This window comes from Mycolicibacterium brumae (genome assembly GCF_025215495.1).
In the GTDB taxonomy this organism is placed as follows: Bacteria; Actinomycetota; Actinomycetes; order Mycobacteriales; family Mycobacteriaceae; genus Mycobacterium; species Mycobacterium brumae.
The window spans coordinates 2,323,816-2,338,814 of the sequence record NZ_CP104302.1 but is presented as its reverse complement, the minus strand read 5'-3'; the positions used below and the strand labels follow the sequence as shown (position 1 = coordinate 2,338,814).

12 protein-coding genes and 1 pseudogene are annotated in these 14,999 nt (G+C 70.1%); 9 read left to right on the top strand and 4 right to left on the bottom strand.

Going from position 1 to position 14,999, the window contains the following annotated elements; all coding sequences use genetic code 11:
- Window positions 1-57: 57 nt before the first annotated feature.
- Window positions 58-1,401 carry a 4-aminobutyrate--2-oxoglutarate transaminase gene (gene gabT, locus L2Z93_RS11255; RefSeq protein WP_090584713.1) on the bottom strand — a complete coding sequence of 448 codons (1,344 nt, stop codon included), beginning with the start codon at window positions 1,399-1,401 and terminating at the stop codon, window positions 58-60.
- 70 nt (window positions 1,402-1,471) lie between these two features.
- Between gabT and yajC the strand changes: the two genes are divergently transcribed.
- The 6 genes from yajC (at window position 1,472) to L2Z93_RS11225 (ending at window position 9,587) form a co-directional block, all read left to right on the top strand.
- Window positions 1,472-1,795, top strand: coding sequence for a preprotein translocase subunit YajC (yajC, locus tag L2Z93_RS11250; protein ID WP_090584711.1), 324 nt, complete (start codon window positions 1,472-1,474; stop codon window positions 1,793-1,795).
- 84 nt (window positions 1,796-1,879) lie between these two features.
- Entirely contained in the window at window positions 1,880-3,658 is a 1,779-nt protein-coding gene (gene secD, locus L2Z93_RS11245) for a protein translocase subunit SecD (protein WP_090584709.1), read from the top strand.
- A gap of 68 nt (window positions 3,659-3,726) precedes the next feature.
- Window positions 3,727-4,992, top strand: coding sequence for a protein translocase subunit SecF (secF, locus tag L2Z93_RS11240; RefSeq protein ID WP_370745894.1), 1,266 nt, complete (start codon window positions 3,727-3,729; stop codon window positions 4,990-4,992).
- A gap of 16 nt (window positions 4,993-5,008) precedes the next feature.
- The gene (locus L2Z93_RS11235) at window positions 5,009-6,649 is read left to right on the top strand and encodes an ABC transporter substrate-binding protein (RefSeq protein ID WP_090584705.1); all 1,641 of its coding nucleotides are present in this window, start codon (window positions 5,009-5,011) and stop codon (window positions 6,647-6,649) included.
- On the top strand, window positions 6,646-7,188 hold the full coding sequence (locus tag L2Z93_RS11230; protein WP_234785945.1) for an adenine phosphoribosyltransferase: 543 nt from the start codon (window positions 6,646-6,648) through the stop codon (window positions 7,186-7,188). The genes L2Z93_RS11235 and L2Z93_RS11230 overlap by 4 nt, the downstream gene beginning before the upstream one ends.
- A 41-nt stretch (window positions 7,189-7,229) precedes the next feature.
- Window positions 7,230-9,587 (top strand): RelA/SpoT family protein, encoded by a 2,358-nt coding sequence (locus L2Z93_RS11225; protein WP_090584703.1) that lies wholly within the window; start codon window positions 7,230-7,232, stop codon window positions 9,585-9,587.
- Between the two features lie 21 nt (window positions 9,588-9,608).
- On the opposite strand, the pseudogene L2Z93_RS11220 reads toward L2Z93_RS11225, so the two are convergent.
- A pseudogene (locus L2Z93_RS11220) lies at window positions 9,609-10,491 on the bottom strand (peptidylprolyl isomerase).
- A 66-nt stretch (window positions 10,492-10,557) separates the two neighbouring features.
- Here L2Z93_RS11220 and L2Z93_RS11215 point away from each other — a divergent pair.
- Window positions 10,558-11,214: an MBL fold metallo-hydrolase gene (locus L2Z93_RS11215; RefSeq protein WP_090584972.1), complete on the top strand. Its 657-nt coding sequence runs from the start codon at window positions 10,558-10,560 to the stop codon at window positions 11,212-11,214.
- On the top strand, window positions 11,211-12,506 hold the full coding sequence (gene hisS, locus L2Z93_RS11210) for a histidine--tRNA ligase (RefSeq protein ID WP_090584699.1): 1,296 nt from the start codon (window positions 11,211-11,213) through the stop codon (window positions 12,504-12,506). The genes L2Z93_RS11215 and hisS overlap by 4 nt, the downstream gene beginning before the upstream one ends.
- A gap of 29 nt (window positions 12,507-12,535) precedes the next feature.
- Here the strand turns inward: hisS and L2Z93_RS11205 are convergent, their stop codons facing one another.
- Together L2Z93_RS11205 and L2Z93_RS11200 are read right to left on the bottom strand one after the other, a co-directional pair.
- On the bottom strand, window positions 12,536-13,756 hold the full coding sequence (locus L2Z93_RS11205; RefSeq protein WP_090584697.1) for an FAD-dependent oxidoreductase: 1,221 nt from the start codon (window positions 13,754-13,756) through the stop codon (window positions 12,536-12,538).
- A complete protein-coding gene (locus L2Z93_RS11200; protein WP_234785944.1) occupies window positions 13,753-14,307 on the bottom strand; it encodes a hypothetical protein in 555 nt (184 codons plus the stop codon). Before L2Z93_RS11200 ends, L2Z93_RS11205 begins: the two co-directional genes overlap by 4 nt.
- A gap of 71 nt (window positions 14,308-14,378) precedes the next feature.
- Between L2Z93_RS11200 and L2Z93_RS11195 the strand changes: the two genes are divergently transcribed.
- Window positions 14,379-14,996, top strand: coding sequence for an Rv2576c family protein (locus L2Z93_RS11195; RefSeq protein WP_193438891.1), 618 nt, complete (start codon window positions 14,379-14,381; stop codon window positions 14,994-14,996).
- The last annotated feature ends 3 nt before the right edge of the window (window positions 14,997-14,999 follow it).

The following is a 14,999-nucleotide window of genomic DNA, read 5'->3' as shown; positions in this document are numbered from 1 at the left end:
GGGAATTACGTTAGTTCGTCTAATTTTATTCCCGGAGCCTGCCGGTTCGCTGTGAGCTCAGCTCTCGCCGAACGCGCCCGCCAACACGTCCAGACCCTCCCGCAGCAGGTCGTCGCTGATGGTCAGCGGGGGCAGCAGGCGCAGGATGTTGCCGAACGTGCCGCAGGTGAGCACGATCACTCCGGCGGCGTGCGCGGCCGTCGACACCCGCTTGGCCAGGTCCGCATCGGGCGCGCCGGATCCGCCGGGCCGCACCAACTCGATGGCGATCATCGCGCCACGGCCCCGGACGTCTCCGATTCGGTCGTCGGTGGCGGCCAGCGCGTTCAGCCGCTCGGAGGCGATCGCCCAGATCTCGTTCGCGCGCCCCAGCATGCCGTCCATCTCGAGGGTCTCGATGGTGGCCAGCGCGGCCGCGCAGGCGACCGGGTTGCCGCCGTAGGTGCCGCCGAGGCCTGAGGCGTGCGGGGCGTCCATGATGTCGGCGCGGCCGGTCACCGCCGCCAGCGGCATGCCGTCGGCGATGCCCTTGGCCGTCACGATCAGGTCCGGTTCGATGCCCTCGTCCTCGCAGGCGAACATGTTCCCGGTGCGGGCGAACCCGGTCTGCACCTCGTCGGCGATGAACACCACGCCGTTGTCGCGGCACCAGGCCAGCAGGGTCGGCAGGAAGCCGGGCGCGGGCACGATGAACCCGCCCTCGCCCTGGATCGGCTCGATGATCACCGCGGCCAGGTTGGCCGCGCCGATCTGCTTGTCCAGCACGGTGATCGCCCGCTCCGCGGCCAGCGCGCCGTTCTTGGCCAGTTCCGGGTCGGTCAGGCCGTCGCGGTACGGATACGACATCGGGACGCGGTACACCTCGGGGGCGAACGGCCCGAACCCGCTCTTGTAGGGCATCGACTTGGCGGTCAGCGCCATGGTCAGGTTGGTGCGGCCATGATAGGCGTGGTCGAAGGCGGCGACGGCCTGACGTCCGGTGTGCGCGCGGGCGATCTTGACCGCGTTCTCGACCGCCTCGGCGCCGGAGTTGAACAGCGCGGAGCGCTTCGGATGGTTGCCCGGGGTGAGCCGGTTGAGGTGCTCGCAGACCGCGACGTAGCCCTCGTAGGGGGTCACCATGAAACAGGTGTGGGTGAATTCGCCCACCGCGGCGGCGACCGCGTCGACCACCCGGGGAGAGGCGTTGCCGATGGTGGTGACCGCGATGCCCGACCCCAGGTCGATCAGCCGGTTGCCGTCGACGTCCTCGACGATGCCGCCGCCGGCGCGCCGGCAGTAGACCGGCATCACCGAGGAGACCCCGCGGGCCACGTTCTCGGTGCGGCGGCCAGCCAGTTCTCGCGAGCGCGGGCCGGGGATTTCGGTGACGAGTTGGCGGCTCTGTTCGAGGGCGGTCATGGCTGCAGAGCTTAACGCCGAGGTGCCCGGACGCCCGCCAAACGGTCGGTCAATGGCAGACTGATCTGTCATGGGTGACCTGACTGTCTTTCTGCCACTGCTGCTCGTGATGGGCGCATTCCTGTTTTTCGCCTCCCGGCGCCAGAAGAAGGCCATGCAGGCCACCATCGATCTGCATGAGTCGCTGCAGATCGGGGACCGGATCCACACCACATCGGGCCTGGAGGGCACCATCGTCGGGCTCACCGACGACAACGTCGAGCTGATGATCGCTCCCGGCGTGGTGACCACCTGGATGAAGCTCGCGGTCCGCGACAAGATCGCCCCGCAGCCCGCCGACGAGGTCGTGGAAGAGACCATCGAACTCACCGACGGCGACGGCACCCGGGACTGATTGCCAGGAACGTCGGCGTAGCCTTTGCGTGTTCGCGCACGCGGTTGCGCGATCCCGCACGGAATTTTTGAGGAGTAACCACACGTGGCCACGGCTAAGACGACGGTGCATCCGTACCGCTGGCTAGCCCTGTTTCTGGTCCTGCTGCTCGGCGCGTACCTGCTGGTTTTCCTGATGGGGGACAAGCGTGCGGAGCCGAAGCTGGGCATTGACCTGCAGGGCGGCACCCGGGTGACTTTGACGGCGCGGACGCCGGACGGCTCGACGCCGTCGCGGGAGTCGTTGTTGACCGCGCAGGAGATCATCACCTCTCGCGTCGACGGGCTGGGCGTTTCCGGCTCCGAGGTGGTCATCGACGGCGACAACCTGGTCATCACGGTGCCCGGCACCGACGGCAGCGAGGCCCGCAACCTCGGCCAGACCGCCCGGCTCTACATCCGACCGGTGGTGAAGGCGTGGCCGGCGGCCGAGTTGGCCGCCGCCGCCGAGCAGGCGGGGCAGCAGCCCGGCCAGGTTCCGCCGGCCGGCGAGGCCCCCGAGGGCGTCCCGGCGGGTGAGCCCGTTCCGGATGCCCCCGCGGGTGAGGTCCCGGCGGGTGAGCCGACCGGCACGCCCCCGGCGCAGCCGCGGCCGTACCCGCTGGCCCCGGAGGACCCGAGCCCGGCGCCGTCGCCGGCCCCCGAGCAGCCGGCCGCGGACAACCCCGAGGCGCGCGCCGAGGACGGCTCCGGCGCCACCGATCCGCGCAAGGAGAAGGCGGAGAAGATCCGGCTGGCCAAGGAGCTGCGGCAGTCCACCAACCAGAACGTGCTGCTCTACGCCGGTGTGCCGTTCACCGCCATGCTGTGCGGCAAGGAGGACGCGCTCGCCGGAAACGACGATCCCGAGTTGCCCCTGGTGACCTGTTCTCAGGACGGTCAGCAGGTCTACCTGCTGGACAAGTCGATCATCAGCGGCGAGGAGATCGCCGACGCGTCCTCCGGGCTGGACCCGCAGCGCGGCGAGTACGTGGTCAACGTGCAGTTCAAGGGCGCCGCGGTGGACACCTGGGCGGACTTCACCGCCGCCAACGTCGGCACCCAGACGGCGTTCGTGCTGGACTCGCAGGTGGTCAGCGCCCCGCAGATCCGCGGGCCGATCCCCGGCGGCAACACCCAGATCACCGGCAGCTTCACGGCCGCCACCGCCAAGCAACTCGCCAACGTGCTGAAGTACGGCTCGCTGCCGCTGTCGTTCGAGGCGTCGCAGGCCGAGACGGTCTCGCCGACGCTGGGCTTGACCTCGCTGCGGGCCGGCCTGATCGCCGGCGCGGTGGGCCTGGCCCTGGTGCTGCTGTACTCGCTGATCTACTACCGGGCGCTCGGCGTGCTGGTGGCGTTGTCCCTGGTGGCCTCCGGCGCCATGGTCTTCGCGCTGCTGGTGCTGCTGGGCCGTCAGATCGGCTACACCCTGGACCTGGCCGGCATCGCCGGTCTGATCATCGGCATCGGCATGACCGCGGACTCGTTCGTGGTCTTCTTCGAACGCATCAAGGACGAGATCCGGGAGGGCCGGTCCTGGCGGTCGGCGGTGCCGCGTGGTTGGACCCGCGCCCGCAAGACGATCGTCAGCGGCAACGCGGTGACCTTCATCGCGGCCGCCGTGCTCTACGTGCTGGCCATCGGCCAGGTGAAGGGCTTCGCGTTCACCCTCGGCCTGACCACCATCCTCGATGTGCTGGTGGTGTTCCTGGTGACCTGGCCGCTGGTCTACCTGGCCAGTAAGTCGACGTTGTTCGCCAAGCCGGCCTTCAACGGCCTGGGCGCGGTGCAGCAGGTCGCCCGGGAACGCCGAAACGCCGAAGCTGCGACGGGACGGAGGTAACGCCAGTGGCGAAGCACAGCAGCGAAGAGCACGACGAGACCGACGTCGAGATCACCGAGACCGACGTGATCACCGAGACCGACGACGGGGAGGCGGAGGAGACCGCCGCCGTCGCGGTGAAGACCACCACCAAGCCGGCCAAGCGCGGCAAGGACAAGCCCGCCGCGGCGGCCCCGCAGCAGCGCAGCTTCCTGAACCGGCTCTACACCGGCACCGGCGGCTTCGACGTCATCGGCAAGCGCAAGATGTGGTACATGATCAGCGCGGTGATGCTGCTCATCACCATCGCGAGCATCCTGGTCCGCGGATTCACCTTCGGCATCGACTTCGAGGGCGGCACCAAGGTGTCCATCCCGGCGCCGGAGTCCTCCTCGGTCACCACCGAGGCCGCCGAAGAGGTGTTCAGCCGGACGCTCGGCTTCGCGCCGGAATCGGTCGTGGAGGTCGGCAGCGGCGATTCGAAGACCGTTCAGATCCGCACCGAGACGCTGGACAACGACCAGACCACCGATCTGACGATCGCGCTGTTCGACGAGTTCCAGCCACTGGGCCCCGACGGGCAGCCCAGTCAGCAGGCGGTCAGCAGCTCGGACGTGTCACCCACCTGGGGCGGGCAGATCACCCAGAAGATGCTGATCGCGCTGGTGGTGTTCGTGGCGCTGGTGAGCATCTACATCACCGTGCGCTACGAGCGGTACATGGCCCTCTCGGCGCTGATCACCATGTTCTTCGACCTCATCATCACCGCCGGGGTGTACTCCCTGGTCGGCTTCGAGGTCACCCCGGCGACCGTCATCGGGCTGCTCACCATCCTCGGCTTCTCGCTGTATGACACGGTCATCGTGTTCGACAAGGTGGAGGAGAACACCGAGGGCTTCGAGCACACCACCCGTCGCACCTACGCCGAGCAGGCGAACCTGGCGGTCAACCAGACCTTCATGCGCTCGATCAACACCAGCGTCATCTCGGCGCTGCCGATCCTGGCGCTGATGGTCATCGCGGTGTGGCTGCTCGGGGTCGGCACCCTGCAGGACCTGGCGCTGATCCAGCTGGTCGGCGTGATCGTCGGGACCTACTCGTCGATCTTCGTCGCGACGCCGCTGCTGGTGTCGATGCTGGAACGCACCGAGAAGGTCCGCAATCACACCCGCCGGGTGCTCAAGCGCCGGGCGCGCGCGGACAAGGCCGCCGAGAGCGCCGACGCCGAAGCGGCCGACGAGTCCGACGACACCTCCGCGGAGCCCACCGCGGCCGCCGCCCCGGCGAAGGCCACCGCAGGCGCGCCCAGCCGTCCCAGCAGGCCCACCGGCAAGCGTTCCGCCCGCCGGAGTTAGAGCGGCGAGGCAGACGATGGCAGCGCGACGCACCCGACTGGCCTGCTGCGCGGCGTTGGCGACGGCGGTTATCGCCTCCGGCGTCAGCGCGTGCGGCGGCAACGCCGGCATGGTGGATTACGCGGTCGGCGGGATGGTGGACACCTACAACGTCAACACCGTCGACGGCGCAGCGTCGGCCGGGCCGCAGGCCTTCGCCCGGGTGCTCACCGGGTTCAGCTACCACGGGCCCGACGGCCAGGTGGTCGCCGACCACGACTTCGGCACGGTGTCCGTCGTCGGCCGCGCCCCGATGGTGCTCGACTACGTCATCTCCGATTCGGCGGTCTACTCCGACGGCGTCCCGGTCACCTGCGACGATCTGGTGCTCGCCTGGGCGGCCCAGTCCGGGGTGTTCACCGGATTCGACGCCGCCAGCCGGGCCGGCTACGCCGACATCGCGCGCGTCGAATGCCAGCCGGGCGCCAAGAACGCGCGGGTCACCTTCGCCGACAACCGCGCGGTCACCGACTACATGCAGCTGTTCACCGCGACGTCGATGATGCCCGCGCACGTGCTGTCCGACCAGCTCGGATTCGGCGTCACCGAGGCCATCCAGGCCGGTGACCGGCCCAAGGTGGGCCAGATCGCCGACGCCTGGAACACCACCTGGGCGCTGACCCCGGGCGTCGACGTCACCGCCTTCCCGTCGTCGGGGCCCTACCGGCTGGCCGAGGTCACCCCGGACGGCGCGGTCATCCTGATGGCCAATGAGCGCTGGTGGGGGCCCAAACCGGTGACCAAGCAGGTGACGGTGTGGCCGCGCAGCGCCGACATCCAGGACCGGCTCAACCTCGGCGACGTCGACGTCGTCGATGTGTCCGCGGGAGCCTCCGGCGTGCTGTCGGTGCCGGAGGACTTCACCCGGATGGAATCCCCGTCGGCGGGCATCCAGCAGCTGATCTTCGCGCCGGTGGGCCCGTTGGCGGTCATCCCGTCGCGGCGCGCGCTGTCGCTGTGCGTCCCGCGCGAGGAGATCGCCCGCGACGCCGGGGTCCCGGTGTCCAACGCCCGGCTCAACGCCGCCGCCGAGGACGCCTTCACCCCGATCGAGAATGTGCCCGAGTCCGCGCCGTTCGCCCGCGGGGACGTCGCGGCCGCCAAGACCGCGCTCGGCGGCCAGGAGCTGCGGGTGCGGATCGGCTACCAGGCCCCCAACGCGCGGCTGGCCACCGTCGTCGGCGCCATCGCCCGGTCCTGCGCGGCCGCCGGCATCACCGTCGAGGACGCCTCGGACCCGTCCATCACCCCGGGCAGCCTGGCCAGTGGCGCCATCGACGCGTTGCTGTCCGGCGACGGCGGCGCGGTCGGCTCCGGATCGACTGGCTCCTCGGCCATGGACGCCTACCAGTTCGTCAGCGGCAACGGCAACAACCTGCCGCGCTACCTCAACCCGGTGGTCGACGGGGTGGTCCGGGATCTGGTGGTCACCACCGACGCCAAGGAGATCGCCCGGCTGCTGCGCGACGGCGACGTCGCGCTGTGGAAGGACATGCCGACGCTGCCGCTGTACCGGCACCAGCGCATGCTGCTGACCGGCAAGGACATGTCGGGGGTGAGTTCGAGCCCGACCCGCTGGGGCGCCGGCTGGAACATGGACCGCTGGCAGCGCGCGTGACGCGACTTAATGCCGCGCAGCGCTTGATCGATGAGCTGACCCGCACCGTCGCCGACTTCCCGGCGCCGGGCGTGCGGTTCAAGGATCTGACCCCGGTGCTCGCCGACGGCGACGGGCTGGCCGCGGTCACCGACGCGCTGGCCGAGGTCACCGACGGCGCGGACCTGATCGCCGGGATCGACGCCCGCGGCTTCCTGGTTGGCGCGGCGGTCGCCACCCGGCTCGGGGTCGGCATGCTGGCGGTGCGCAAGGGCGGCAAGCTCCCGCCGCCGGTCCGCCGGTGCGAGTACCAGCTGGAATACGGCTCGGCGGTGCTGGAGATCCCCGCCGACGGCATCGATTTGGCCGGTCGCACGGTCTGGATCATCGATGACGTGCTGGCCACCGGAGGCACTCTCGGCGCGGCCGGATCGTTGCTGGATTCGGCGGGCGCGAACGTCGCGGGCGCCGCGGTGGTGCTGGAGTTGCCGGCGTTGGGCGGGCGACGCGCGGTCGCGCCGATGCCGGTCACCGCGCTCAGTGTCGACCCCAGGGATTAGTCTCGGATACCGAGGGCTCGATCCGACGGGAGGTGAGCGGGATGGCCGAGGAACAGGCGCTCGACGCCACGCCGCGCGCGGCGACACCGCAGGTGGAAGCCAGTCCGCCGACCCAGCCGATGGAGGCGGTCAAGACCGCCACCAGCGCGTCGCGGCGGGTGCGGGCCCGGCTGGCGCGGCGGATGACCGCCCAGCGCAGCCACTTCAACCCGGTGCTGGAACCGCTGGTCGCGGTGCACCGCTCGATCTACCCCAAGGCCGACGTGGCGCTGCTGCAGCGCGCCTACGCCATCGCCGAGGAGCGCCACGCCACCCAGATGCGCAAATCGGGCGATCCCTACATCACCCACCCGCTGGCGGTGGCCAACATCCTGGCCGAGCTGGGCATGGACACCACCACGCTGGTCGCCGCGCTGCTGCACGACACCGTCGAGGACACCGGCTACTCGCTGGAGCAGCTGGTCGCCGACTTCGGTGAGGAGGTCGGCCACCTGGTCGACGGGGTCACCAAGCTGGACAAGGTGGTGCTGGGCAGCGCCGCCGAGGGCGAGACCATCCGCAAGATGATCATCGCGATGGCGCGCGACCCGCGGGTGCTGGTGATCAAGGTCGCCGACCGGCTGCACAATATGCGCACCATGCGGTTCCTGCCGCCGGAGAAGCAGGCCCGCAAGGCCCGCGAGACCCTGGAGGTCATCGCCCCACTGGCGCACCGCCTCGGTATGGCGACGGTCAAGTGGGAACTCGAAGACCTGTCCTTCGCGATCCTGCACCCCAAGCGTTACGACGAGATCGTCCGGCTGGTGGCCGACCGGGCGCCGTCCCGGGACACCTATCTGGCCAAGGTGCGCGCCGAGATCATCGCCACCCTGGAGGCCTCCAAGATCAGCGCGGTGGTGGAGGGCCGGCCCAAGCACTACTGGTCGATCTATCAGAAGATGATCGTCAAGGGCCGCGACTTCGATGACATCCACGACCTGGTCGGGGTGCGGATCCTGTGCGACGAGATCCGGGACTGTTACGCCGCGGTCGGCGTCGTGCACGCGCTGTGGCAGCCGATGGCCGGGCGGTTCAAGGACTACATCGCCCAACCGCGCTTCGGGGTGTACCAGTCGCTGCACACCACCGTGATCGGCCCGGAGGGCAAGCCGCTGGAGGTGCAGATCCGCACCCGCGACATGCACCGCACCGCCGAGTACGGCATCGCCGCGCACTGGCGCTACAAGGAAGCCAAGGGGCGCAACGGCGTTCCGCATCCGCACGGCGCCGCCGAGATCGACGATATGGCGTGGATGCGGCAGCTGCTGGACTGGCAGCGGGAGGCCGCCGACCCGGGCGAATTCCTGGAGTCGCTGCGCTACGACCTGGCCGTCGCCGAGATCTTCGTGTTCACCCCGAAGGGCGACGTGATGACGTTGCCGGCCGGTTCCACTCCGGTGGATTTCGCCTACGCCGTGCACACCGAGGTGGGCCACCGCTGTATCGGCGCACGGGTCAACGGCCGGTTGGTGGCGCTGGAGCGCAAACTCGAAAACGGCGAGGTCGTCGAGGTTTTCACCTCCAAGGCGCCCAATGCCGGACCGTCGCGGGACTGGCAGGGCTTCGTGGTGTCCCCGCGCGCCAAGGCCAAGATCCGGCAGTGGTTCGCCAAGGAACGCCGCGAGGAAGCGCTGGAGTCCGGCAAGGACGCCATCATGCGCGAGGTGCGCCGCGGCGGACTTCCCTTGCAGCGCTTGATGAGTGCGGACTCGATGGGCTTGCTGGCCCGCGAGCTGCGCTACACCGACGTGTCGGCGCTCTACACCGCCGTCGGCGAAGGACACATTTCCGCCCATCACGTGGTGCAGCGGCTGATCGCCCAACTCGGTGGCGCCGACGACGCCGAGGACGAAATCGCCGAGCGGGCCACCCCGTCGAATATCACGGTGCGCCAACGGCGTAACGACGACACCGGCATCGCGGTGCCCGGCGCCCCGGGAACCCTGACCAAGCTGGCCAAGTGCTGCACTCCGGTGCCCGGCGACGCGATCATGGGATTCGTCACCCGAGGTGGGGGAGTCAGCGTGCACCGCACCGACTGCACCAACGCCTCGTCGCTGCAGCAGCAGTCCGAGCGGATCATCGACGTGCAGTGGGCGCCCGGCCCGACGTCGGTGTTCCTGGTCGCCATCCAGGTGGAGGCCCTGGACCGGCACCGTTTGCTTTCCGATGTGACGCGTGTGCTGGCCGACGAGAAGGTCAACATCCTGTCGGCGTCGGTGACCACCTCCGACGACCGGGTGGCGATCAGCCGGTTCACCTTCGAAATGGGCGACCCCAAGCACCTGGGCCACGTGCTCAACGTGGTGCGCAACGTCGAGGGTGTCTACGACGTGTACCGGGTGACTTCCGCCGCTTGACGATGCGGGGGTAGCGGGCGCCTAGTCGGTGCGAATGGCCTTGATGCGCACTTCCTCGGCGGGCTTGCCGTCGCCCTGTGCGCCGTCGGCCAGGCCCGCCTTGGCGATGCCGTCCAGGGTGGCCAGCCCGGTCTCGTCGATGGTCCCGAACACGGTGTAGTTCGGCGGCAGCTGCGAATCCTGGTACACCAGGAAGAACTGGCTGCCATTGGTGCCCGGACCGGAGTTGGCCATGGCGACCGTGCCGCGCGGGTAGCGCACCGGCTTCTGCAACTCCGGGTCGTTCGGCGGGTACTGGTCGTTCGGGTACTCGTCGGCGAACCGGTAGCCGGGCCCGCCGGTGCCGTCACCGCCGGGGTCGCCGCACTGCAGCACCGACAGCGACGGGCTGTTGGTCAGCCGGTGGCAGACGGTGTCGTCGAAAAACTCCTGGTTGGCCAGGCTGATGAAGCTGTTGACTGTGCACGGCGCCTGGCCGTTGTTCAGCAGCAGACCGAGGTTCCCGCGGTCGGTGGCCATGCTGAGGCTCACCGTCGCAGGATCGGTGGGCACCTCGCCGGCCCGCGGCGGGGTGTTCGGCTTGCTGGCCGTGCCGGACGGCGTGTATTCGCAGTCCCGGCCCAGGCCCGCGTAATGCATGCGTGAACGGCGGCAGCTCGCCGGTGTACTCCGGGGCGATAACGGCCCCGGCGGGCAGACTCGGGTCGCCCGGGTTCGCGGTGGCGGTGGAGTCCTCGCCCCGGCCCACCACGAACCACACGATGGCGGCGACCGCCACCACCACGACGACGCCGGCGGCGACCAGCCCGATGGTCTTCTGCCGCTTCGCCTTGGCTTCGCGTCGTTGCACCTGGCGTTCGAGTTTCCGTTTGGCCGCGGCGCGTCGCTGTTCGTTCGTCGACATGGCATGCAGTGTGCCAGCCGCCGGCGGCGAAACCGCGCAAGGCCCGGTGATGCGAGGATGGTCGCCGTGCTGATCTCGGGTTTCGCATCGGGTCTGTTCGACACCAACTGTTACGTGCTGGCGGCCGCCGCGGGCGGCCCGGCACTGGTCGTCGACCCGGGGGAGGACTCGATCGGAACCCTGGAGTACTACTTCGCCGCCAACGATTGGGCCCCGGCGGCGGTGCTGCTCACCCACGGCCACCCCGGGCACAGCGCGGCGGCCTACGACCTGTCGGCGGGCTGGAACATCCCGGTCTACATCCATGCCGAGGACCGCCCGCTGCTGGCCGCCCAGGAATTCGGCGAACCCGAGATCGTCGTCGAAGTGTCCGACGGTCAGGTGCTGACCGTCGGCGGGATCGACGTCGCCGTCGACCTGATCGGCGGGCACACCGACGGATCGGTGGCCTATCGGGTCCACGCCGGTGACGCGTTCGACCCGGTGCAGGTGGTCTTCAGCGGCGACACCCTGATGTGCCGGGAGCTCGGGCACGACTGCGACGAACCGGGCGAAACGGCCGACGAGGTGCTCGCCGAGATAGCCCGCCGCCAACTCGTGCAGGCCGTTGGCGCCAAAATGTTGGTGCTCGAGGACAAGACCGTCGTCATGCCCGGCCACGGTCAGTCCACCACCATCGGCGCCGAGCGGCGCGCCAATCCGCACCTCAAGGACTGCTCGTGAGCCAAACGTTCTCCGCCCCCAAGGGCGTGCCGGACTACCTGCCGCCGGACTCGGCGGGCTTCGTCGCGGTGCGCGACGGCCTGCTGACCGCTGCGCGCCGCGCCGGTTACGGGGACATCGAGCTGCCGATCTTCGAGGACACCGCGCTGTTCGCGCGCGGCGTCGGCGAGTCCACCGACGTGGTCAGCAAGGAGATGTACACCTTCAGCGACCGCGGCGACCGTTCGGTGACGCTGCGCCCGGAGGGCACCGCCGGGGTGATGCGCGCGGTCATCGAACACGGACTGGACCGGGGCGCGCTGCCGGTCAAACTCTGCTACGCGGGCCCGTTTTTCCGCTACGAACGGCCGCAGGCGGGCCGCTACCGCCAGTTGCAGCAGGTCGGGGTGGAGGCGATCGGCGTCGACGACCCGGCGTTGGACGCCGAGGTCATCGCCGTCGCCGACGCCGGCTTCCGCTCGCTGGGGCTGACCGGGTTCCGGCTGGAGATCACCTCCCTCGGTGACGACAGCTGCCGGCCCGAATACCGGAAACTGCTGCAGGACTTCCTGTTCGCGCTGCCGCTGGATGAGGCCACCCGCGCCCGCGCTGAGATCAACCCGCTGCGGGTGCTCGATGACAAACGCCCCGAGGTCCGCGAGATGACCGCCGACGCGCCGGTGATGCTCGACCACCTCTCCGCGGCGGCGCGCACCCACTTCGACGCGGTGCTCGCGCATCTCGACGCGCTGCGGGTGCCGTACGCGATCAACCCGCGGATGGTGCGCGGGCTGGATTACTACACCAAGACCACCTTCGAGTTCGTGCACGACGGGCTGGGCGCGCAATCCGGCATCGGCGGCGGCGGGCGCTACGACGGCCTGATGCGCCAACTCGGCGGCCAGGACCTGTCCGGCATCGGATTCGGGCTGGGCGTGGACCGCACCCTGCTGGCGCTGCGCGCCGAAGGCGTCGAACCCGGTCCGCGGTCGCGGGTCGACGTGTTCGGCGTGCCGCTGGGCCCGGACGCCAAGCTGGCGCTGGCCCGGGTGGCCGCGGACCTGCGCGCCGCCGGCGTGCGGGTGGATCTGGCCTACGGGGATCGGGGAATGAAGGGCGCGATGCGCGCCGCCGACCGCTCCGGCGCGGCGATCGCGCTGGTCGCCGGCGACCGCGAGATCGCCGAGGGGAACATCGGGCTCAAGCTGCTGGCCACCGGCGAGCAGGTCGACGTGCCGCTGGACGCCGTCGTCGACGAGGTGGCCCGGCGAGTCGAGCGGCGAGGAACGAGCTGCGAAGAGCTCGGTGGCTGACGGCACTTTCCCGCCGCTGAGCTCCCGCGCTACCGCCTGGCCGGCTCCGGCACGTGCTCGGGACGCAGGCCGAGCCCCACGACCCGAGCCGGGATCCCCGCGATCGCCGGGAACCGGCGCAGCACCGCCGCGCCGAGCCTGATGGCGGGATTGGGCGCGGTGATGTCGCGGCCCGCGAGCACCGGCTTCAGCAGGACACGATGGATCATCCGCTGCACGAATTGCACCGCGCGGGTCTGCAGCCCGCGGCGACGCTGCACGGCCGCCAGATCGGCCTCGCCGACCGTCCCGTCCCGCAGCGGTCGCCACAGCAGGCCGGCCGCGGCGACCGCGTCCTGAATGGCCAGGTTCACCCCGACCCCACCGGCCGGGGACATCGCGTGCGCGGCGTCGCCGATGCACAGCAGCCCGTCGCCGTACCACCGCGGCAGCTCGTTGAGCTGCACATTCAGCAGCTTCACATCGTCCCAGTCATCGATCGAGGCGGCGTCGCATTCCGGGGCCAGCACGGACAACTCCGCGCGCAGCGAGTCCAGTCCACGGGCCCGCAGCTGTGCGTCGGCGCCCTTCGGGATCAGGTAGGCGATCTGGAAGTAGCCCACCCGCGGGATCATGATGATCGCCCGACCCGGCATGGTGCGCGGCAGCAGCGAGTAATCGGCCTCGTCGGCGCGCGGCAGCCGGAACCACCACACGTCGAACGGCACCGGATAGCTGCGGGGCGTCAGCCCGGCCGCGGCGCGCAGCAGCGAGGACCGTCCGTCGCACGCCACCGTCAGGTCGGCGCGCAATTCGCCGTCACCGTCCGGCCCCCGGTAGCGCACGCCGATCACCGTGCTGCCGTCCTTCAGCAGCCCGGTGACCTCGGTGCTCATCCGCAGGGTGAAATGCGGCTCGTTCTCGCCCGCCTTCGCCAGCAGATTGAGGAAGTCCCACTGCGGGGCCATCGCGATGTACGGGTGCGCGACCGGCAACCTGCTGAAATCCACCGGAGTGACCACGGTGTCACCGATCGGCAACTCGACGCGCTCCAACCGGCTGTGCGGCAGCGCGTCGAACTGCTCGAACAGGCCCAGCTCGTCGAGCAGCGTCAGCGTCGACGGGTGCACGGTGTCGCCGCGGAAATCGCGGAGGAAGTCGGCGTGCTTCTCGAACACCGTCACATCCACCCCGCAGCGGGCCAGGATCAACCCGAGCATCATCCCGGCCGGGCCACCGCCGACGACCGCGCAGGTCGTCCGTTCGGTCACTCCTGGCCGCCCCGGGCGACGGCGTTGAGCAGTTCGTCGACCTTGCCGATGCCGCCGTCGAGGCGATAGCCGCGCTTGATCACCTTGCGCCCGCCCGGGGTGACCGCGACCAGTTTGGCGGTGGTCGACGTCAACTGCGCGCGCCGCTCGAAGTGCACCTGGTCCAGGGCGGTGATCGCGCCGCCGGCGTAGCTGAACAGATTGAGTCGGCGATCCAGCACCGCGACGGTGCGGCCTTCCCGCAGCGGCGCGGCGCGGCGGGCCCGGAACGTGCTGATGGACCGGAATGCGCCGTAACCGGCGAGCGCCGCGACGGCCAGCGCGGCGTAGCCCAGCCAGCCGGGGAGCTGACCGCGGGTGAGGGTGGTGATGCCGAAGATCAAGGCGGCGATCGCCACCGCGGGGAGAACGACGTTGGCGATGCTCGCCAATCCGGTGCGCCGGTCGATCAGCACGACTTTGCGCCCGTCGTCGGTGACCACCAGGCCGCCGGTGTCGACCAGGACGGTGGGTTCGGCGGGGCCGGAAGCTGGTTTGGAGGCCGTCGACATGAATGCAGCCTCTCACAAGGCCGCCATGTGCAGTATGTAACAGTTCGGTAGCGTCACCAGATATGAGGGACATGGCGAAATCGACTACCACCGCAGGGGCGGCCATTCTGCTGGCCGCCGGAGCAATCGCAGTGAGCCCGGCCATCGCGCAGGCCGAGCCCGGCCACCAGGTCACCTACACGCTCTACGGCGGTGACTACAACTACAACGTCTACTACCGGATCGCGAACTCGCCCAACCAGGCCGCCGAGAACGCCGATCCCGACCTGTACTGGAAGAACGAGACCATCCCGATCGCCGGCGGCGCCCCGTGGACCGTCACCGTCACCCTGGACGACCCGAACCAGGCGATCATGACCGTCAGCAGCACCCAGCACGGTGGCCGCGGCGCGCCGAACCCGACCTGCGAGATCGCCGTCGACGGCCAGCAGGTCAGCAAGGCGACCGACCTGTACAACCCGCGCTGCCAGGTGGCCGGCTGGGTTCCGGGCGCCGCTCCGGCGCAGGAGCCGGCCGCCGAGGTTCCGCCGGCTGACGCCGCGCCGGCAGAGAACCCGCCGGCCGAGGCGCCGCTGACCGGCCCGGAGGCCGAGGCCCAAGAGGAAGCCATCGTCGAGCAGGACACCGAAGCCGCCGTTCGCGAGGCCGAGGCCGTCGCCGACGCGCTGCAGGAAGCGCCCCCGGCCTAGCCC